The sequence below is a fragment of the Ornithinimicrobium murale genome (assembly GCF_003352835.1).
In the GTDB taxonomy this organism is placed as follows: domain Bacteria; phylum Actinomycetota; class Actinomycetes; order Actinomycetales; family Dermatophilaceae; genus Ornithinicoccus; species Ornithinicoccus muralis.
The window spans coordinates 109,332-128,916 of the sequence record NZ_QLVD01000023.1 but is presented as its reverse complement, the minus strand read 5'-3'; the positions used below and the strand labels follow the sequence as shown (position 1 = coordinate 128,916).

16 protein-coding genes are annotated in these 19,585 nt (G+C 69.8%); 9 read left to right on the top strand and 7 right to left on the bottom strand.

Features of this window, described 5'->3' with window-relative positions; translation table 11 throughout:
- Complete coding sequence (locus DPQ65_RS09975; protein ID WP_202863075.1) at positions 1 to 498, bottom strand: P-loop nucleotide/nucleoside kinase family protein; 498 nt, start codon at positions 496 to 498, stop codon at positions 1 to 3.
- 85 nt (positions 499 to 583) lie between these two features.
- On the opposite strand from DPQ65_RS09975, the gene DPQ65_RS09970 reads away from it, so the two are divergent.
- Positions 584 to 1,051, top strand: coding sequence for a hypothetical protein (locus tag DPQ65_RS09970; RefSeq protein WP_162802151.1), 468 nt, complete (start codon positions 584 to 586; stop codon positions 1,049 to 1,051).
- 69 nt (positions 1,052 to 1,120) lie between these two features.
- Here DPQ65_RS09970 and msrA read toward each other — a convergent pair whose 3' ends face one another.
- On the bottom strand, positions 1,121 to 1,810 hold the full coding sequence (gene msrA / locus DPQ65_RS09965) for a peptide-methionine (S)-S-oxide reductase MsrA (RefSeq protein WP_114907195.1): 690 nt from the start codon (positions 1,808 to 1,810) through the stop codon (positions 1,121 to 1,123).
- Between the two features lie 270 nt (positions 1,811 to 2,080).
- On the opposite strand from msrA, the gene DPQ65_RS09960 reads away from it, so the two are divergent.
- Positions 2,081 to 2,371 (top strand): hypothetical protein, encoded by a 291-nt coding sequence (locus tag DPQ65_RS09960; protein WP_114907194.1) that lies wholly within the window; start codon positions 2,081 to 2,083, stop codon positions 2,369 to 2,371.
- Complete coding sequence (locus tag DPQ65_RS09955) at positions 2,353 to 3,729, top strand: glutamate mutase L (RefSeq protein WP_238146775.1); 1,377 nt, start codon at positions 2,353 to 2,355, stop codon at positions 3,727 to 3,729. Before DPQ65_RS09960 ends, DPQ65_RS09955 begins: the two co-directional genes overlap by 19 nt.
- On the opposite strand, the gene DPQ65_RS09950 is transcribed toward DPQ65_RS09955, so the two are convergent.
- Entirely contained in the window at positions 3,697 to 4,629 is a 933-nt protein-coding gene (locus DPQ65_RS09950) for a LysR family transcriptional regulator (RefSeq protein WP_114907193.1), read from the bottom strand. The two genes, DPQ65_RS09955 and DPQ65_RS09950, sit on opposite strands and share 33 nt — an antisense overlap.
- Positions 4,630 to 4,701: 72 nt before the next feature.
- Between DPQ65_RS09950 and DPQ65_RS09945 the strand changes: the two genes are divergently transcribed.
- The 3 genes from DPQ65_RS09945 to DPQ65_RS09935 are packed head-to-tail and all read left to right on the top strand — an operon-like array spanning position 4,702 to position 9,183.
- Positions 4,702 to 6,747 carry an NADH:flavin oxidoreductase gene (locus DPQ65_RS09945; protein ID WP_114907192.1) on the top strand — a complete coding sequence of 682 codons (2,046 nt, stop codon included), beginning with the start codon at positions 4,702 to 4,704 and terminating at the stop codon, positions 6,745 to 6,747.
- A gap of 13 nt (positions 6,748 to 6,760) precedes the next feature.
- On the top strand, positions 6,761 to 8,080 hold the full coding sequence (locus DPQ65_RS09940) for an aromatic ring-hydroxylating oxygenase subunit alpha (RefSeq protein WP_114907191.1): 1,320 nt from the start codon (positions 6,761 to 6,763) through the stop codon (positions 8,078 to 8,080).
- Positions 8,077 to 9,183: an FAD-binding oxidoreductase gene (locus DPQ65_RS09935; protein WP_114907190.1), complete on the top strand. Its 1,107-nt coding sequence runs from the start codon at positions 8,077 to 8,079 to the stop codon at positions 9,181 to 9,183. The genes DPQ65_RS09940 and DPQ65_RS09935 overlap by 4 nt, the downstream gene beginning before the upstream one ends.
- A 65-nt stretch (positions 9,184 to 9,248) precedes the next feature.
- Here the strand turns inward: DPQ65_RS09935 and DPQ65_RS09930 are convergent, their stop codons facing one another.
- Together DPQ65_RS09930 and DPQ65_RS09920 are read right to left on the bottom strand one after the other, a co-directional pair.
- Entirely contained in the window at positions 9,249 to 11,969 is a 2,721-nt protein-coding gene (locus DPQ65_RS09930; protein WP_162802150.1) for a M14 family zinc carboxypeptidase, read from the bottom strand.
- A gap of 271 nt (positions 11,970 to 12,240) precedes the next feature.
- Positions 12,241 to 13,683, bottom strand: a complete 1,443-nt coding sequence (locus tag DPQ65_RS09920) for a helix-turn-helix transcriptional regulator (RefSeq protein ID WP_114907187.1) — start codon at positions 13,681 to 13,683, stop codon at positions 12,241 to 12,243.
- Between the two features lie 152 nt (positions 13,684 to 13,835).
- On the opposite strand from DPQ65_RS09920, the gene aceA reads away from it, so the two are divergent.
- The 3 genes from aceA (at position 13,836) to ilvA (ending at position 18,261) form a co-directional block, all read left to right on the top strand.
- Positions 13,836 to 15,155: an isocitrate lyase gene (gene aceA, locus DPQ65_RS09915; protein WP_114907186.1), complete on the top strand. Its 1,320-nt coding sequence runs from the start codon at positions 13,836 to 13,838 to the stop codon at positions 15,153 to 15,155.
- A 53-nt stretch (positions 15,156 to 15,208) separates the two neighbouring features.
- Positions 15,209 to 16,909: a malate synthase A gene (aceB, locus tag DPQ65_RS09910; RefSeq protein ID WP_114907185.1), complete on the top strand. Its 1,701-nt coding sequence runs from the start codon at positions 15,209 to 15,211 to the stop codon at positions 16,907 to 16,909.
- Positions 16,910 to 17,016: 107 nt separating this feature from the next.
- A complete protein-coding gene (ilvA, locus tag DPQ65_RS09905) occupies positions 17,017 to 18,261 on the top strand; it encodes a threonine ammonia-lyase (protein ID WP_202863074.1) in 1,245 nt (414 codons plus the stop codon).
- A 108-nt stretch (positions 18,262 to 18,369) separates the two neighbouring features.
- Here ilvA and greA read toward each other — a convergent pair whose 3' ends face one another.
- Positions 18,370 to 18,870 (bottom strand): transcription elongation factor GreA, encoded by a 501-nt coding sequence (greA, locus tag DPQ65_RS09900; protein ID WP_114907183.1) that lies wholly within the window; start codon positions 18,868 to 18,870, stop codon positions 18,370 to 18,372.
- Between the two features lie 233 nt (positions 18,871 to 19,103).
- Positions 19,104 to 19,481: a DUF4307 domain-containing protein gene (locus tag DPQ65_RS09895; RefSeq protein WP_114907182.1), complete on the bottom strand. Its 378-nt coding sequence runs from the start codon at positions 19,479 to 19,481 to the stop codon at positions 19,104 to 19,106.
- Between the last annotated feature and the right edge of the window lie 104 nt (positions 19,482 to 19,585).

Sequence of the window (19,585 nt, the reverse complement as noted above, 5' to 3'; positions counted from 1 at the left end):
TCAGTCGTCGCGGCCGAGCACGGTGAGTGGCCCCTCTGCGGAGGTCGGGACCTCGAAGTGGTCGAAGTAGAGGGCTGCGAGGTCCTCGGACAGTTGGAAGTCGTCCTCGTGGTCCGCCGCCCGTGCACGCACCCGGCTCAGGCAGGTCTCCCGGTTGGTGGCCAGATGCAGGGTCTCGGGTTCGATGCCGAGAGGGCGCAACAGCGCCCGGTAGTCCTCACGCATCGCGAGCGACCAGAAGGAGAGGTCCAGGACCACATCCGTGCCCCTGGCGACATGGGCAACGAGGTGCGCGCGCAGGGTGGCCTCGATGGACCGGTGCACCTCCTCGGGCAGCGGCATCCTGCGGAACCCGCGGTCCCACGCCAACTGGTCGATCGACAGACGCACCATGCCGTCACGCTCGAGACGGCGGGCGATGGTGGACTTGCCAGACCCCGCCGGTCCGCACATGAAGATGACCCGGCTGGTGCTCTGCGCCCAGTCGGTGTCAGCCATGACAACGACAGTAGTCAGCGCGCCGGACCGATCGCCTGTGGATATCTTCAGCGCGTCAGGCGAGCTTCCCTCTACCGTGCTGGCCATGCAGCAGACGGAGCGAGAAATTGTCGTAGACGGCTACACCGTGACCGACCCGGAATCATCGGAGGTTGGCAACCTGCGCGATGACGCCTGGTCCTTGGTGCTGGACCAGCGGGCGTTCGGTCCGCGCAAACTGCTCGTCTTCTTCGCCGACGCCGACGGCACGATGCGCAGAATGGCCATCACGGACCGGGTCGAGCCGATCGACCCCGCCTTCCTCGCGTGCCTGATCCATCTGGGCCACGGCGCGGAGGCTGCCGTCGCCTATCTCGACGAGCCGGTCCAGCTCGGTGCGCCAAGCAAGGAGTCCACGGAGCGCTTCGCCCGGTTGCGGCAGATGGCGGCCTCGTGCGGGATCACCCTGGTGGATTGGTTCTCGTGTGACGATGACCAGTTTCGGTCAGCCCGACTGTCGCATCCGCTGAGACCGGGCGAGGACTGGTGGACGGTGGGAGCGGGAGACTCCTGAGGAAGGACACTGCGCGAGGCGGCCGAGCGATATCGTGTGATAGCAGAGCGCGACCGCTTCCGTCGTGACTCACTCCTGGCGCAGCACCGACTCCTGGCTGGGCAGCTGGTCCTGGCGCAGCACACCGACCGGGCAGGTCATGCCGTTCGGTCCGTGGTTGCAGTAGCCCATCGGGTTCTTGTGCAGATACTGCTGGTGGACACGCTCGGCGTAGTAGAACGCACCCACCTCCGATGCCGGCGCCAACTCGGTCGAGATCTCGCCGTAGCCGTTGTCGGTGAGCACCTGCTGGAAGGCGTCGTGCGTCGCCAGCGCGGCCGCCTCCTGCTCCTGGGTGGTCCAGTAGATCGCGGAGCGGTACTGCGTGCCGCGGTCGTTGCCCTGTCGGTCCTGCGTGGTCGGGTCGTGGTTCTCCCAGAACGACTTCAGCAGCGTCTCGGGGTCGATCTGCGACCGGTCATAGGCGACGATCACGGCCTCGGCGTGCCCTGTGCGCCCGCTGCAGACCTCCTCATAGGTCGGGTTGGGCGTGAGCCCGCCCATGTAGCCGGCGGCTGTTGTGAGGACCCCGGGCAGCTTCCAGAAGATCCGCTCGGTGCCCCAGAAGCAGCCCATCGCGACATAGAGGATCTCCGCGCTCTCGCCCCACGGCCCGTGCAGGGGCGTGCCCAGCACCTCGTGGGTCACCGGGATGTCGGGGAGTGCCTCGGAGCGACCGGGCAGCGGGGGACCTGGGATCTCGGGGCGGGACTGACGCATGACTCCAGTATGCGCCGACCTGCCGCAACGAGCACAGCCTCCCGGGCGTCAACGTGCACAGTCTCCCGGAGGTGAACGAGCACAGCCTCTCGGGGGGGCAAACGAGCACAGCCTCCCGGAGGGCATCGGTCGCGGTGGATCCTGTGGTCCTCTGGTGCCGGTGACCTCCCGGGCTGGTGGCGGTGACCTCCCGGGCCGGACAGACCGGGGTATGCCGACACGCGCCGTCGCGCTGGCGGCTCACGTGGGGTTGTGGCAGGTTTGCGTCCCATGGACGTAGCGCTGCGGTTCGGGCTCCCCGTGCTCCTGGTCGTCATCGGGGCCGTCGTCTTCGTGTGGGGTCGTCGGCAGCGTGAACAGGCCCGGGCTGACCTGGGCAGCAAGGGTGGTTTCGGGGGACCTCCCGGCACCCTGGACATCGGCACCGAGGTCGGCTTCGGCGTGGAGGGCGCAGGGCCTGACCCCGCCGCCGCCCAGCCGAAGATCCTCAGCGGCCTGGTCCTGATGGCGGCGGGAGCCGCCCTGCTTGTCATCATGTCCGTGTGGCAACTGCTCAGCTGACCCTGCTCTGCGTCGACGTCGGCTCGACCTTCACCAAGGCGGCCCTGCTCGCCCCCGACGGGGCCCTGCTGGCCCGTGCCGCGTCGCCGACCACGGTGGACACGGACGTGCTCGATGGGGTCCGTGCGCTGGTGGCACAGTTCACCGGGGACGGCCACGACGTGCCCGACCTCGAGGACACCGACCGGGTGCTGCTCTGCTCCAGCGCCGGCGGCGGGCTGCGGCTGGCCGTCGTGGGTTATGAGCGTCAGGTCACCGCGGAGGCCGGGCACCGCGTCGGCCTGAGTGCCGGGGCCAAGGTCGTGCACGTCGCCACCGGGGCCCTGCGCACCGCCGACGTGGCCGCGCTGCGGGCCGACCGGCCCGACATCGTGCTGCTGGTCGGTGGCACCGACGGGGGTAATGCGGAGGTGCTGCTGCACAACGCGCGTCGCCTGGCGCGCTCCCGCGTCGGCGCCCCCGTCGTGGTGGCCGGCAACGTGCACGCCCGCGAGGAGGTCGTCGGCGAACTCGAGGCGACCGGGCGCTCCTACGTCCTGGCAGACAACGTGCTGCCACGCATCGGGGTGGTGGAGCCCGCCTCGGCCCGCGCCGCGATTCGGGAGGTCTTCCTGCAGCACGTCATCGGGGGCAAGGGTCTGTCGAAGGGGCCGCTGTTCGGCTCCCTGGTGCGCGCTGCGACCCCCGATGCGGTCCTCACCGGGGTCGAGCGCCTCGCCGCGGCGAGCGGGGAGGACGTGATGGTCATCGACATCGGCGGCGCGACGACCGACGTCTACGCCGTCATCACCCCGGAGGGCGAGGACGCCACGCTGCGCAAGGAGGTGGTGGCCCGGCTGTGGCACGCTCGCACCGTCGAGGGGGACCTCGGCATGCGGTGGAGTGCCCCAGGGGTGCTCGAGGCGGCAGTGGCCGAGGCGCTGCCGGTGCACCACGAGGCTGCGCTCGGCGACTGGGTCCGGCGGGTGCACGAGCAGCCGGCGACCCTGCCGGCCGCGGGGACGGACGAGCAGGGTCTGGACCTCGAGCTGGGCAGGTTGGCGGCGATCACCGCGGCCAGGAGGCACGCCCGGCCCGGCAACCCGGGCGAGGCGCCGCGGCCGCTGCAGAATGTCCGGCACCTGCTGGGCTCCGGTGGCGTGCTGCGCCACGCGCCCGGTGGCGGGGCGGAGGCACTGCTGCGCGCGGTGCTGACCGACCACGGCGGTGGCTGGCGTCCGCCGGAGGACGCCCACCCAGCGGTCGACTCGACCTACCTGCTCTTTGCTGCCGGGCTGCTCGCGAGCGAGCACCCCGAGGTGGCCCGGGCCGTCGCGGGGCAGGTGCTAGATCTGCCAGTCGGTGCGGCCGGGGGCTGAGCTGCGGCGAGCCGCCTCGGCGAGTGCGGTGAGGGCGGTGGCCAGGGCCGGTTGACGCCGGCTGCCCCGGCGGATGCTGCTGCGGATGTGCCGCGCCGGCGTCGGGTCGCCGCGCAGCGGGACACGGGTGATCCGGTAGCCACCCGGGAGCCGTGCGAGCCGGGGCACCAGACCGACTCCGAGCCCTGCGTCGACCAGGGCTGCCCCCGTCTCCCACTCGGCGGCCTCGTGGGCGACGAAGGGGGAGAAGCCGGCGGTGGCACAGGCAGTCTGGGTGAGCTGGTGGAACGGGCTGCCGGGGCGGTCCAGGATCCACGACTCGTCGGCCGCCTCCCGCAGCAGCACGGAGGACCGGGTGGCCAGCGGGTGGTCGGTCGGCACCAGCAGGTCGAGCGGGTCGTCCAGCACGCTCTCCTGCTCGAAGCGCGGATCGGTGGTGGAGGGCAGCCCCGGGACGGCGACCACGACCGCCAGGTCGGCCTGCTCGGCGAGCAACAGCTCAAAGCACTCGGTTGGGTCGGCCTCGATGATCCGCACCGTGCTCCGCGGGTGTGCGGCCCGCACTCGGGCCGCGACCGACGGCAGGAGGGCAGCGGCTGCGGTGGAGAACCCGCACAGTCGCACGGCACCGGCAGCCTCCGGATCCGCCTCCGCGACCTCGGCGTGGATCTCCTCCCACCGGGCATAGAGCTCATCGGCCCGCTCCAGCAGGACCCGGGCTGCCGCCGTCAGTCGGACGCCGCGGCCGTCCGGCTCCAGGAGGGTGACGCCGAGGTCCCGGGCCAGGCCGCGCAGCTGGTGGGAGACCGCGGACGGGGTGTAGCTCAGGTCGTGTGCTGCCGCGGTGACCGTGCCCCGGGCGGCGACCACCCGGAGCACCTGCAGACGAGGATCAATCATGCAGAAGTATTGCACGGTCAACTGTGATAACTGTTGATTCTCTTCAGGAGTAAAGGGAGTCACACTGGCGATGTGGAGCACCTCGATCCGTTGCTGGAGCCCTTCCAGCTCAGGTCGCTGACACTGCGCAACCGCATCGTCAGCACCTCGCACGAGCCTGCGTATGCCGAGGACGGCCTCCCGAAGGACCGGTACCGCAACTATCACGTCGAGAAGGCCCGGGGCGGGGTGGCGCTCACCATGATCGGCGGGTCCGCGGTGGTCTCGCCGGACAGCCCGCCCTCGTTCGGCAATCTGCAGCTGCACCGGGACGAGGTGGTGCCCTGGCTGCGTCAGCTGGCCGAGGAGGTGCACGAGCAGGGCGCAGCGGTGATGACGCAAGTCACCCACCTGGGCCGCCGGACCAGCAACTATGCCGGTGACTGGCTGCCCCTGGTCTATCCCTCGGCCCACCGTGAGCCGGCCCACCGGTCCTTCCCGAAGATCGCCGAGGAGTGGGATCTGGACCGGATCGTCCGCGACTTCGCCGACGCCGCGGCGCGGTGCGCGCAGGCGGGGCTGGATGGTATCGAGCTGATGCACTACGGGCACCTGATGGACGCCTTCCTGTCGCCGGCGACCAACCAGCGAACCGATGACTACGGCGGGTCCCTGGAGCACCGGATGGCCTTCCCCCGCAGGGTGATCCGGGCCGTGCGGGAGGCGGTGGGGCAGGACTTCATCATCGGCATCCGGATGTCCATGGACGAGGACTGCCCCGGTGGGCTGACCCAGGGCGAGGCGCTGGAGGCCCTGCGACACTACGTCAGCGACGGCATCGACTTCCTCAGCGTGATCAAGGGGACCATCGACCGGGACGCGACCCTGGCCCGGGTGATCCCCTCGATGGGGACGCCGGCCGCGCCCTTCCTCGACTTCGCCGGCGAGATCCGGCAGGCGGTGGACATCCCGGTGATGCACGCCTCGCGCATCGCGGACGTGCCGACCGCCCGGCACGCGATCCGCGGCGGGTTGCTGGACCTGGTGGGTATGACCCGCGCGCAACTGGCCGACCCCTACCTGGTGGCCAAGCTCACCGCCGGCCAGGAGGACCGGATCCGCCCCTGCGTCGGCGCGAACTACTGCCTGGACGCGATCTATGAGTCCGGCGACGCCAAGTGCCTGCACAACCCGGCCACCGGCCGGGAGCAGGACGTGCCGCACATCATCCGCCGCAGCACCGGCTCCCGGCGCAACGCCGTCGTCGTCGGTGCCGGGCCCGCAGGGCTTGAGGCGGCCCGCGTGCTGGGGGAGCGCGGCCACCGGGTGGTCGTGCTCGAGGCCGCCGACGCCGCCGGAGGCCAGCTCCGGCTGGCCTCATCTGCCCCGCGCCGCCGCGACCTGATCGGCATCGTCGACTGGCGGCTCGCCGAGGCCAAGCACGCCGGCGTCGAGTTCCGCTTCGGATCCTTCGCCGAGGCGTCCACGGTGCTGGCCGAACAGCCCGACCTGGTGATCATCGCCACCGGGGGTGTGCCCAACCGCAGCTTCCTGACCGAGGGACAGGACCTGGTGGACGACACCTGGGACGTGATGGACGGCAGCGTCCACATCCACACCGACGGTGACGTCCTGGTCTATGACGACAACGGGGCGGAGCCCGCGATGGACGCCGCGGAGAAGCTGGCCCGGACCGGGGCGCGCGTGCAGTTCGTGACACCGGAGCGTGCCCTGGCTCCGCTGGTGGGCGGCATGAACTCGCCGGCCTATCTCCGAGCCTTCGCCGAGCATGACGTCACGGTCCACCTGGCCCTGCGGCTGGGCGCCGTGCGGCGCACCGGGGGGCGCCTGACGGCAGAGCTCTACAGCGAGTATGCCGATCGGCCGCTTGAGCGGACCGTCGACCGGGTGGTGGTCGAGCACGGCACGCTGCCCAACGACGAGCTGTATGTCGACCTGGTCGGTGGCTCCAGCAACCTGGGCGAGGTGGATCACCAGGCCCTGCTCGGCGGCCGGCCCCAGGCACTGCGCACCAACCCGTCAGGTCGCTATCAGCTGTTCCGCATCGGCGATGCCGTCGCGAGCCGCAACGTCCACGCCGCCATCTATGACGCGCTGCGTCTGTGTCACACCGCCTGAGGAGGAGCCCGCCATGACTGCCGTTGATGAGACCTTCACGTCTCCGGGGACCACCGCCGCACTGGCGCCGGAGGTCACGGGGCCAGCTGTCGGCATACCGGATCCTGCTGCTCTGGTGGCTCGGCGCCAGCCGGGCCATGTCCTCGAGGGGCCGTTCTACACCAGCCCGGAGATCTTCGACCTGGACATCGACGCGGTCTTCGCCACGCAGTGGATCTTCGTGGCGACCGAGCCCGAGATCGCCGAGCCCGGGGACTTCGTCACCATCGACCTCGGCCGCTACTCGGTGATTGTGCTGCGCGATGACGATGGGGCGGTGCGCGCGCTGCACAACGTGTGTCGGCACCGGGGCTCCCGCGTCCTGCACGAGGAGCGCGGATCGGTCGGCAACCTGGTGTGTGGCTATCACCAGTGGACCTATGCGACCGACGGACGGCTGCTGCACGCCGGGCAGCAGCCGCCGGACTTCGACAAGGGCTGCTTCGGGCTGCGCCAGGTCGCTGTGCGGACGGTCGAGGGGCTGATCTTCATCTGTCTGGCGCCGACCCCGCCGGAGGACTTCGAGGACGTGGCCGCGCGCATCGGGCCCTACCTCGCGCCACACACCCTGGCCCACACCAAGGTCGCCGCCCAGATCGACCTGGTGGAGGAGGGCAACTGGAAGATCGTGATGGAGAACAACCGCGAGTGCTATCACTGCGAGGCGGGCCATCCCGAGCTGACCTGCACGTTCTTCCCGACCTACGGCTATGCGCTGGAGGACATCCCCGCCCGGCTGATGCCGGCGCACGCGCGCTATCTGAAGGCGGAGAGCGACCTGGCCCGCGCGTGTGGCGAGCGTGGTCTGCCGCACGCGCTGATCGAGGAGCTGAGCGGGCAGTCCACGGCCTTCCGCATCCAGCGCGAGCCGCTGGACGGTGCCGGTGAGTCCTACACCCGGGACGGACGGGCCGCCTCCACGAAGCTGCTCGGTGACCTGGACACCCCGCAGTTGGGACGGCTCTCGCTGCACCTGCAACCGAACTCCTGGTTTCACTTCCTCTCCGACCACGTGGTCACCTTCACCGTCCTGCCGCTGGCCGCCGACCGCAGCCTGGTGCGCACGACGTGGCACGTGCACCAAGACGCCGTGGAGGGCGAGGACTACGACCTCGACAACCTCACCGAGGTGTGGCGCAGGACCAACGAGCAGGACGCGGTCTTCGTGCGCCGGACCCAGGCCGGGGTCAGCAGTCCTGCCTACGTGCCGGGACCGTACTCCCCGAGCGAGTATCAGGTTGACGCGCTGGTCACCTGGTATCTGGAGCGGCTGCAGGAGCACCTGGGCCGATGACCGAGCTGTTGCGGCGCGCCGCGGACCCCGAAGTCGTCGGACGGCTGACCGACGACTTCGACGGCACGCTCACCTGCGTGGAGATCACGCCGATCACCCACGACGTGACGAGCTTCGCGTTCGAGCTGCGGGGGCGTGCTGGCCTGGTCTTCGCGCCGGGACAGTACCTCACGCTCTCCCTGGTGGTTGACGGCCACCCTGTCGAGCGCTGCTACACCCTCTCCTCCTCGCCGGCTCAGCCGGAGCGGCCCACGATCACGGTGAAACGGCAGCCGGACGGACCCGTGTCCACCTGGTTGCACGACCACCTGCAGGTCGGGGACACCGTGCGGGCGGCCGGCCCCTACGGCCTGTTCAGCACCGCGACGCACCCCGCCGAGAAGTACCTCTTCCTGTCCGCCGGGAGTGGGGTCACGCCGCTGATGTCGATGACCAGGGCGCTGCGCGACGGCGTCGGAGTGGACGGTAGGCCCGCGGACGTGGCCTTCGTGCACTGCGCCCGGACGCCCGAGGACATCATCTTCCGTGCGGAGCTGGAGGAACTGGCGGCCCACGGCGGTGCGTCGGTGACCTTCCTGTGCCAGGAGGACTCACCCCACGAGGCGTGGACCGGTGCGCGCGGACGGCTGACCCTGCCGGCCCTGTTGACAGCGGCCCCGGACCTGCTCGACCGGGAGATCTTCACCTGTGGTCCGCCGGGGTTCATGGCTGCGGTGCGCGAGCACCTGGAGCTGATTGCCGCAGACCCGGCGCGGTGTCACCAGGAGTCCTTCGTCCTGGACGCCGGGGCGCCGCCTGACCCGGAGCCACCGCGTGATGCTCCCGACGAGCCTGCCGCGACGACCTATCAGGTGACTTTCCGGCGCAGCGGTCGGGTCATTGACTGCCCCGGCACGGTGCCGGTGCTGACGGCGGCCGCAGAAGCTGGGCTGACGATGCCGTCCTCGTGCGGTGAGGGCGTGTGCGGCACCTGCAAGAACACCCTCTTGTCCGGTCGGGTCGACATGCGGCACGCCGGCGGCATCCGCCCCCGCGAGATCGAGGACGGCAAGTTCCTGCTCTGCTGCTCAAAACCGCTGGGGGACCTGGAGATCGACGCCTGAGCCGGACGCACGCACAGGGGTGGGGCGGTGACCGTTGATCACCGCCCCACCCGAGCTGTGTCGGCTCAGTCCTGCAACAGGGTGCCGTCGGGGGAGAACTGCTCCTCCATCCGGGACAGCTCCTGGCCGTCCACCTCGGCCGAGGGGCCGTGGTAGATGGCGTTGAACAGCAGGTTGAAGGTGGACCGCGGCAGCGTCCGGAAGGTGATCTCGCTGCCGTAGGTCACGACCGTTCCCTCACCGACCTCGAAGGAGACCACGTTGGCCGCTCCCGCCAGGTGCTCCTCACCCTTGAGGTAACCGCTCGCCAGGAGCTCACCCTCGGCCGGATAACTCGCGGCCGTGTCTGCGCTCTCGTCCGTCACGGCATACGCCCCGGTGTCGTAGAACCACACCGGCCAGGACTCCGGCATGCCCCAGGCAACCGGGTCGGTGACGTCGAACTCTTGGTTGAGCAGGCTCCCGCCGGCCAGGAACTCGTCGCGGTCCTCCGGCAGGACCTGCTCGATCGGCAGGTCCAGCAGATCCTGTGCGGTGGGGACCGAGTCACCGATGGCCAGGAGGGTGCCGCCGTCCTCGACGAACTCGCGCAGCTTCTGCAGGCCCTCCTCACCGACCCCGTAGGCCCAGGAGTACTCCTCGGCGTACTCGTCCGGATCCAGACCCTCCACGATGTCCTCGGTGGAGATTCCGCTGGAGAGGACGATCGTGTCGTAGAGCTCGGTCAGCGAGTCGTACTCGAAGTCCTGTGACGAGACGACGTCGAAGTTCACGCCATACTCCTCGAACAGCCACATGTCCCAACCACCGGGCATGTTGTTGGCCCCGCGGTAGAGGCCGACCCGAGTCTGGGGCTTGAGCTGCACCCCCTCCTCGCGGGGTGCCTTGTTGACAGCGTCGACCTGGATACCGACCGTGGCCGAAGCCTCCGCCAGGACATTCCTGGCCTGGGGCGTCGCCGGGATGATGTAGGTGCCGGCGGGGTAGACGGTCCGTCCGGAGCGGAACTCCTCGGCCGCACGGTAGGTGCGGATGTTGTTGTCCTGCAGCGCGGTCACGATCTGGACCGTGCCGTAGCTGTAGGGCTCCACGACATAGGCGCCGTCCTGGCCCCGGGGCGCGTCCGGCATCTGCACCTCGGGCAGCTCGACCGTCTCCACCGGCTCCAGCTCGGCCTCGAACGGCTCCATCACCTCGGTGACATCCACGCCCAGCTGCAGCGGCAGGCTGGTGGTCGTCTCGGCATACGGCAGCAGGACCGGGCAGTCCTCGCAGTCCTTCAGCTCCGGATACTCATCCACGCCCAGGACCTGGTGGGCCCAGTTCCCGCGCGCCTGTTCCATCCGGATGACGTAGGACCCCTCGGCGTAGGTCTGGCCGCCGGCCTCGAAGTCGGCGGTGGCCCGCTCGATCTCGACCTGGGTCCACTCCAGGCGCTGCAGCATCTCGAAGGTGGCGTAGGGGTCACGCTGCTCGGCGTCGACCACGAAGGCGTAGGTCCCCGAGGGCACGCCCTCGGTCTGGTACTCGTGCGGGACCGCGAACAGGTTGTCGTAGAGCAGCTGCTCGCCGTGCGAGGCGACGTAGTCCATGCCGGCGTAGGTGGCCGTGTTGGCGTAGGCCACGATGTCAGCCAACGTCCAGGTGTCGCTCTCGTAGGGCTCGAGCAGGCTCATCAGCGGGTCCTGCGGCCCCAGGTTGGAGCCGTCCTCGGACACCTGCGGATAGGCGTAGTCCACCACGCTGGCGATCTCGGTCAGGAAGACCCCGGTGCCGGTGAACGGGAAGAACCCGACCGGCTGCTCAAGGGTCCAGAAGATCGGGTAGTCGCCGGTGCCCACGCCGGTCTGGCCCGCTGCGGACAGCGCACGCGCGGCGTGCTGTCCGAGCGCGCTGATGGCGGTCGTCATGTTGGTGGGCACGTTGTCGTTGTTGATGCCGCCGTGCGGGGGCACGAAGATGCGCTCCCCGCTGTTGCCCTGCTGGTGCATGATGTGCACGATCGCGGGGCGGTACTTCTTGATGAGCTCCAACCGGTACTGCGCCTCCACCTGGGTGAACATGGTCCAGTCCCGGTTGTCGTCGTGCCCGGTGTACTTGTGGTAGAGGTCGGGGAAGGTCCGGGCCAGGTCGGTGCCGGCCGTCTCGTTGAAGTGGTCGACGACCAGGTGCTGGCCGTCGGGGTTCTGGGAAGGCACCAGGACGATCACCGAGTTGCTCAGCACGTTCTCGGTGAAGTTGGAGTCCTCAGTGGCCAACCGGTGCACGATGTCGTTGATCGCCTGCCCGTTGCCCACCTCGCTGGAATGGATGGTGGCCTCCAGGTGGTAGAACGGCACGCCCTCGTCGGCGAGCTCCCGGGCCTCCTCCGGGGTGGTGTTGCGCGGGTCAGAGAGCTGCTGGTTGATCTCGACGAGACGGTCCATTCGCTCAAGGTTCTCCGGCGAGCTGATCAGCACCGTCGCGTACTCGTTGCCCATCGTGGTCTCACCGATGGTCTCGTAGTCGACCCGGTCCGAGGAGTCCGCGATGAGCTGGAAGTACTCCAGCACGTCGGGATACGCCGCGAGCTTGCCCTCCGTGCCCATCGCGAACCCGAAGAACTCCTCCGGTGTCTGGATGTCCACGGCCGGGCCGATGTCGTCCGTGGCGGCGACCTGCGAGCTCGGCAGGGCACCTGCCTGGGTGTCGCCGCCGAGCGGACCCAACAGTCCGGCGCCGCCGAGGGCCGTGGCGAGGAGCGCCGCCAGGAGCGGCCTGCCTCTGGTGGGGTGGGGATGCATCATCGAACCTCCGTTGGAAGTGGAATCTGCTGGACCACAGGACATAGGCATGCGGCGGACCGGGCGAGCTGCACGGTGTCGCGAGAGGCCAGCGCGACGAGAACCTCCGCCGCATCCAGTGGCTGGTCCCCTGATCCAGACCCTAGGAAGCGCGGCAGAGCACGGTCAACGAATGTGACCACGAATTTACTTCAGCTAACTACATACCGATCCGTAGCCGTCGGATCCCATACCCCGAGCCCACGTGGAGGAGTACCTGCTCGCGGGCGGGGCCTCAGCTGCGCTGTCGCTCCAGGAACTGGAGCACCTCGGTGTCGTCAACTCCGGGGAAGACGCCCGGCGGCATCGCGGCGAGCAGGTGAGAGTGGACGCGGGCGCTCGGCCAGGCCTTGCCGTCCCAGCGCTGCGCCAGCTCAGTCGGTGGCTGGGCGCAGCAGGACGGGTCGGGGCAGCGTGACCGGGACCGCTCCGTGGTCTCCCGCCCCCTCATCCACTTCACCTGGGCATAGGGCACGCCGACACTGACCGAGAAGGTGCCGTTGGCGGTGCGGTCCACCATCGCCGTGCACCAGTAGGTGCCGGAGCGGGTGTCGGTGTACTGCTGGTAGGCGCTGGAGAGGTCCGGCTGCTCGAAGACGACGCGCGCCGTCCAGTGCCGGCACACCCGTTGCCCCTCAATGGCTCCCGTGGCGTCGCTCGCGAAGCGGACCCCGTCGTTCTCGTAGGCCTTGTAGATCAGCCCGGCCTCCGAGATCCGCATGAAGTGCACCGGCAGGTCCAGGTGTCGGGTGGCCAGGTTGGTGAACCGGTGGGCGGCCGTCTCGTAGGAGACCGCATAGGCGTCGCGCAGGTCCTCGATGGCGATGTCCTTGGCGGCCTTGGCCCGACGGAGCAGCGGCACGGCGCTCGTCTCGGGCATCAGCAGGGCTGCGGAGAAGTAGTTGATCTCCACGCGCTGGGACAGGAAGTCGCCGTAGTCGGCCGGCACCTCGTGGCCGAGGACCACGTGGCCCAGGGCCTGCAGGGCCAGTGACCGGGAGTCGTGCTGGCCGGCATCCGGCTGGGGCAGGTAGATCCGCCGGTTGGCCAGGTCGGTGACCGAACGGGTGGAGGTCGGTAGGTCGGTGGTGTGCACGAGGCTGAAGCCCAGGTGACTGGCGAGCTTGTCCACGGCGGTGCGGGTGATCGGTCCGCCGCGGTGGTCGATCGCCTTGAGCAGGTCGCCTGCGGCGGCCTCGATCTCGGGAAAGTAGTTGTTGGCAGCCCGCATGCGCGCCCGCAGGTCGGCGTTGGCCCGGCGCGCCTGCTCAGGAGTCGCCGCGCGCTCGGCCTGCACGGATGCCAGCGCCTCGTGCATCCCGACGAGCGCCTCCAGCGCCTCGGTGGGCAGGCGTGGCCCGATCTTGACGGCGGGCACGCCCAGCGCCTCGAAGGAGTCCGCGCGCTGGGCCTTCTCGAGGGCGATCTCCAGAGCCGCGCGACGGCTCGGTGGCCGCGCCTGCAACAGGTCCGACAGGTCGGTGCCCAGAGCCGTGGCGAGGGTGGCCAAGGTCGACACCTTGGCCTCCCGCTTGCCGTTCTCCAGCAGGGAGAGCGCCGAGCCCGAGATGCCTGCGGCTGCGGCGACGTCGTCGAGGGTGCGGCCGGCGCTCCGGCGGATGTGCCGGAGCTGGCGACCGATGGTGATCGAGTCAGGAGCGGTGGCCAGATCTGTCATTGCGCCACAGTAGCGCAAGAATCTCGAAAATTGACTGGACTATTCGTCGCAAACCGGGTGGAAGTTGACCCAATGATGGGTCATCGCACCAGATCGGCGCATCGTGCTGAGGGACACCACAGCGAGCGCCCACCGACCCGAAGGGACGTCTCATGACTGTCACGCTGAACACCCCGGACGCCACCACCGACGCCTCCACGACGATCACGTCGGCCGCCGAGGCGCTGCGCACCGAGTGGGCCGCCAACCCGCGCTGGTCCGGCATCGAGCGCACCTACTCGGCCGAGGACGTGGTGCGGTTGCGCGGCAGCGTCGTGGAGGAGAACACCCTCGCCCGTCGCGGTGCCGAGAAGCTCTGGGAGCAGCTGCAGTCCAAGACCTTCACCCGCGCCCTGGGGGCGCTGACCGGCAACCAGGCCGTGCAGCAGGTCCGTGCGGGGCTGGAGGCGATCTACCTCTCCGGCTGGCAGGTCGCTGCGGATGCCAACCTCTCGGGGCAGACCTACCCCGACCAGAGCCTCTACCCGGCCAACTCCGTGCCGGCCGTGGTCCGCCGGATCAACAACGCGCTGCTGCGTGCCGACCAGATCGACTGGTCCAACGACACCAACGAGACCGACTACCTCGTGCCGATCGTCGCGGACGCCGAGGCCGGCTTCGGTGGCCCGCTGAACGCCTTCGAGCTGATGAAGCAGATGATCGTAGCCGGTGCCGCCGGGGTGCACTGGGAGGACCAGTTGGCCTCGGAGAAGAAGTGCGGTCACCTCGGTGGCAAGGTGCTCGTCCCGACCGCGCAGCACGTCCGCACCCTCAACGCGGCCCGCCTCGCGGCCGACACCCTCGGCGTCTCCACGCTGGTCATCGCCCGCACCGACGCCCTGGCCGCGGACCTGCTGACCAGCGACGTGGACCCGATCGACCAGGAGTTCATCACCGGCGAGCGCACCAGCGAGGGCTTCTACCGGGTCCGCAACGGCATCGAGCCCGTGCTGGCCCGCGCCAAGGCCTACGCCCCCCACTCCGACCTGATCTGGGTCGAGACCGGCACCCCCGACCTGGGCCTGGCCCGCGAGTTCGCGGCCGAGCTGCACAAGGAGTTCCCGGGCAAGATGCTCGCCTACAACTGCTCGCCGTCGTTCAACTGGAAGTCGGCGCTGTCCGACAGCGAGATCGCCGCCTTCCAGGACGAGCTGGGTGCGCTGGGCTACCGGTTCCAGTTCATCACCCTGGCCGGCTTCCACGCCCTGAACCACTCGATGTTCAGCCTGGCCCACGGCTATGCCCGCACCGGCATGAGCGCCTACGTCGAGCTGCAGGAGGCCGAGTTCGCCGACGCCGAGCGCGGCTACACCGCGGTGAAGCACCAGGCCGAGGTCGGCACCGGCTACTTCGACAAGGTCTCCACCGCCATCAACCCCGCCAGCGGCACCCTCGCGCTGACCGGGTCCACCGAGGAAGAGCAGTTCCACTAGACCGCCGCGGCCATCCCCACCCGGCCACACCGCATACACGAAGGAGACCCACGATGAGCACCACCCCACCCCGCGGCACCAACGGCGCCGTTCAGGTCCGTGGCACCGAGCATGCCCGCTTCGCCGAGATCCTCACCCCTGAGGCGCTGGCCTTCGTGCGCCAGCTGGACGGCGCGTTCGCCGGCCGTCGCGCCGAGCTGCTCCAGGCGCGCCGGGAGCGGTCCCACCAGATCGCGGCCGGCCGCGCCGGCCTCGACTTCCTCCCGGAGACCCGCGCGGTGCGCGAGCACAACTCCTGGCGGGTGGCCGAGCCCGCGCCGGGGCTGAGCGACCGGCGTTGTGAGATGACCGGTCCGGCCACCCGCAAGCTGACCATCAATGCCCTGAACTCCGGTGCTCGCGTGTGGATGGCCGACCTGGAGGACGCGACCGCCCCCACCTGGTTCAACGTGATCGACGGCCAGCTCAACCTCCACGACGCCATCCGTGGTCAGCTCGACTTCACGGACGACAACGGCAAACGGTATGCCGTGGAGGGGCAGACCCCGACCATCGTCCTGCGGCCGCGTGGCTGGCACCTGTGCGAGAAGCACCTCTCGGTCGACGGCCGGCCGCTGCCGGCCTCCCTGGTCGACTTCGGGCTGTACTTCTTCCACAACGCCCGGGAGCTCCTGGCCCGCGGCGCCGGCCCGTACTTCTACCTGCCCAAGCTGGAGTCGCACCTGGAGGCGCGCCTCTGGAACGACGTCTTCGTGATGGCCCAGGAGCTGTTGGGCATCCCGCAGGGCACCATCCGGGCCACCGTCCTCATCGAGACGGTGTCGGCCGCCTTCGAGATGGAGGAGATCCTCTATGAGCTGCGTGACCACTCCTCGGGTCTGAACGCGGGGCGCTGGGACTACATCTTCAGCTACATCCGCACCTTCGCGACCCGGGGCCCGGACTTCGTGCTCCCGGACCGGTCGGCGGTCACCATGACCAGCCCGTTCATGCGGGCCTACACCGAGCTGCTGGTGCGGACCTGCCACAAGCGGGGAGCCCACGCGATCGGCGGGATGGCCGCCTTCGTGCCGGACCGCACCGACGAGGCGGCCACCGCGGCGGCGCTGGAGAAGATCCGGGCGGACAAGGAGCGCGAGGCCGCCGACGGATTCGACGGCTCGTGGGTCGCCCACCCCGCTCTGGTGCCGACCTGCACCGACGTCTTCGACGAGGCGCTCGGGCTGCGACCGGACCAGCGGGACCACCGGCGCGACGATGTCGAGGTCACCGCGGGCGACCTGCTCACCATCGGCACCGAGGCGATCGTCACCGAGAGTGGGCTGCGCACCAACATCACGGTGCCGCTGCGTTATCTGGCCGCCTGGACCGGAGGCACCGGTGCGGTGGCGATCGACAACCTGATGGAGGACGCGGCGACGGTCGAGATCTCCCGGGCCCAGCTCTGGCAGTGGATCCGCAACCGCACCACCCTGGACGACGGGCGTCAGATCACCCGCCAGATGGTCGGTGACCTGATCGAGGAGGAGACCGGACGTCTGGTCTCCGAGCTCGGGCAGGAGGCCTTCGAGCCGCTGGCCCACGCGCGGGAGGTGCTGGAGTATGTCGCGCTGGGGGAGTACCTGCCCGGGTTCTTCACCAACTACGCCTATGTCCGCTACCTCATCGACAAGCCGATGACAGGTCCCCTGGGCAAGGAGGACCTGCGCATGTCCGAGCGGGTCCCCGGCGCCGCCGCGGAGGACGCTGCCTGACCCGAGGTCCACGCCCGCCCCGTCCGGCGACCTGATGCGCGCGGTGTGACGTTGACGACGTCACACCGCGCGCAGTGCGTGTCGAGCCTCGCACTAGGGTGAGGCTCGTGACAGCGACGCCACGTGTGACACCCGCCGACATCGACGCCGCCCGCGATCTCCTGGCCGGCGTCATGGACCCCACGCCGATGGAGTTCAGCCGGGCCCTGAGCTCCCTGGCCGGCGTCCCCGTGCACCTGAAGTGCGAGAACATGGGGCGCGCCGGGTCGTTCAAGATCCGGGGAGCCTACAACCGCATGGCCAGCCTCACCGAGGAGGAGCGGTCGCGTGGCGTCGTGGCCGCCAGCGCAGGCAACCACGCACAGGGCGTCGCGCTCGCGGCCCAGCTGCTGGGCATCGAGGCGACGGTCTTCATGCCCAACGGCGCCTCGATGCCCAAACTGCGGGCGACCCGCGGGTATGGCGCGACGGTCGAGCAGGTTGGGACCACGATCGACGACTGCATCGAGCGGGCGCGCGCGGTCGAGCAGGAGACCGGCGCGGTGTTCATCCCGCCGTTCGACCACCCCGCGATCGTGGCCGGGCAGGGCACCTGCGGGCTGGAGATCCTCGAGGAGGTGCCGGACGTCGGCACCATCCTGGTCTGCCTGGGCGGTGGGGGACTGCTGGCCGGCATCGCCACAGCGGTCAAGGCAGTGCGCCCGGACGTCCGGGTCATCGGCGTGCAGGCGGAGGAGGCCGCGGCCTGGCCGGAGTCGCTGGCCGCGGGCCACCCGGTGCCGGTGGCCTCGATGACCACGATGGCTGACGGCATCGCCGTGGGTCGCCCGGGAGACGTCCCGTTCGAGCTCGTGCGCGATCTCGTGGACGGCGTCGAGACGGTGGGGGAGGACGCGATCGCCCGGGCCATGCTCTTCCTGCTGGAGCGGGCCAAGCTGGTGGTCGAGCCGGCCGGGGCCGCAGCAGTGGCCCACCTGATGGACCGCTCCACGGCGGCCGGCGGGGAGCCGGTTTTTGACCCGGACAAGCCGGTCGTGGCAGTGCTCTCCGGCGGCAACATCGACACCCTCCTGATGCTGCGGATCATCCGCACCGGTCTCGGCATCGCCGGTCGCTACCTGCAGTTCCGCGTCACCGTGCCGGACCGTCCCGGGTCACTCTCGGGGCTGCTGGCGCTCCTGGCGCAGGAGCGGGCCAACGTCCTGGAGGTGCAGCACGGCCGCACCACCGCCTCCCTGCACGTGCACGAGGTGCAGATCGGCGTCACGGTGGAGACCGACGGGCAGGAGCACTCCAGGCGGGTCGTGGACTGCCTCACCGAACACGGATACCGCCCCGTGCTGGCCGACTGAGTCGGCGTGCGTGCACGAGGCGGTATCTGGGTGGTGCGGAGCTCGGCCGAGGTCCGTCGTGGCTCGGGCCGAGTCGTGCCAGCCTGAGCTGGCGCTGCCTGGGCCGGCTCAGCCGGAGTAGGGCGTCGCGGAGATGACCTTGACGTCGATGTCCTTGCCGTTGGGCGCGGTGAAGGTCACGGTGTCGCCCGGCTCGTGACCGAGGATCGCGGCGCCCATCGGGGACTTCTCGCTGTAGACGGTCAGCGACTCGTCGTCGCCGATGATCTCGCGGCTGCCCAGCAGGAACTTCTCCTCCTCACCGAACATCTCGACGGTGACGATCATGCCGGGCTCGACGACGCCGTCGTCTGCCGGGGCCTCGCCGATGTCGACGTTCTGGAGCAGCTGCTCGAGCTGGCGGATGCGGGCTTCCATCTTGCCCTGCTCCTCCTTGGCCGCGTGGTAGCCGCCGTTCTCCTTGAGGTCACCCTCCTCGCGGGCCTCCTCGATGCGCTGAGAGATCTCGGAGCGGCCCTCACCCTTGAGGTGAGCCAGCTCCGCCTGCAGGCGGGCGTGAGCCTCCGGCGTCAGGTAGGTCGCCGTCTGCTTCGTGGTCGTGTCGGTCACTTCAGTCACTCCTCGGGTCACGCGCCAGGGCTGGGTCACGCAGTACGGGCCCCTGTCACGATCAAACAGTGAGGTCCGGGCAATGTGAACTGCCTGGGAGAATTTCCCAGTGACGTCCGGCCCGGACCTTCGCGAACCCCAAGTCTAACAAGGAAACGGCTGGTGGCCACATATAAAGGTCACGATCGGGTCACAGGTGTGCGAGCGGTCAGCCCCCGCCGTGGCCCGCCGCGTCACTCGCCGTCGACGTAGGAGCAGGTGTCGACATAGCCGGTCACCGCGCGTGCCACGGTGCGCAGCGGCTCGATGTGCCGGCTGGGCGACTCAGCGGCGGGCGGCACGGTGACCTGGCCCGTCCCGACCCGCGCGTGGTGTCCGTCGAGGGCATGCAGGTCGCACAGCACGGCCCGGTCGGGGTCGCGCCGCAGGTCGAAGCGGATGTCCACCTGCTCGTCGGAGATGACGTCGAAGCCGGTGTTCACCCAGTGCACCTTGCCGCTGGTCGCGGCGATGCCGAACCACACGGCGATCCCGCTCATCACCAGCACCCCGATGGTTCCGACGATCCACCAGGTGCGTTGGCTGGGTCCGGTCCGGGTGGTCGTGCTCACAGGTGGTGCTCCGTCTGGTGCGTGCCGCGATATTGGGGGAGGTCCTGCGCCCCGGAGGTGAGAGGATAGGTGACTGTGTCGCGCAGGGGCGCGCCACCATTGTC

Bases quoted from the DNA above. Each gene is read 5' to 3' on its own strand.
- DPQ65_RS09975 (WP_202863075.1), bottom strand. From the start codon at position 498: ATGGCTGACACCGACTGGGCGCAGAGCACCAGCCGGGTCATCTTCATG.
- DPQ65_RS09970 (WP_162802151.1), top strand. From the start codon at position 584: ATGCAGCAGACGGAGCGAGAAATTGTCGTAGACGGCTACACCGTGACC.
- msrA (WP_114907195.1), bottom strand. From the start codon at position 1,810: ATGCGTCAGTCCCGCCCCGAGATCCCAGGTCCCCCGCTGCCCGGTCGC.
- DPQ65_RS09960 (WP_114907194.1), top strand. From the start codon at position 2,081: ATGGACGTAGCGCTGCGGTTCGGGCTCCCCGTGCTCCTGGTCGTCATC.
- DPQ65_RS09950 (WP_114907193.1), bottom strand. From the start codon at position 4,629: ATGATTGATCCTCGTCTGCAGGTGCTCCGGGTGGTCGCCGCCCGGGGC.
- DPQ65_RS09940 (WP_114907191.1), top strand. From the start codon at position 6,761: ATGACTGCCGTTGATGAGACCTTCACGTCTCCGGGGACCACCGCCGCA.
- DPQ65_RS09935 (WP_114907190.1), top strand. From the start codon at position 8,077: ATGACCGAGCTGTTGCGGCGCGCCGCGGACCCCGAAGTCGTCGGACGG.
- DPQ65_RS09930 (WP_162802150.1), bottom strand. From the start codon at position 11,969: ATGATGCATCCCCACCCCACCAGAGGCAGGCCGCTCCTGGCGGCGCTC.
- DPQ65_RS09920 (WP_114907187.1), bottom strand. From the start codon at position 13,683: ATGACAGATCTGGCCACCGCTCCTGACTCGATCACCATCGGTCGCCAG.
- aceA (WP_114907186.1), top strand. From the start codon at position 13,836: ATGACTGTCACGCTGAACACCCCGGACGCCACCACCGACGCCTCCACG.
- aceB (WP_114907185.1), top strand. From the start codon at position 15,209: ATGAGCACCACCCCACCCCGCGGCACCAACGGCGCCGTTCAGGTCCGT.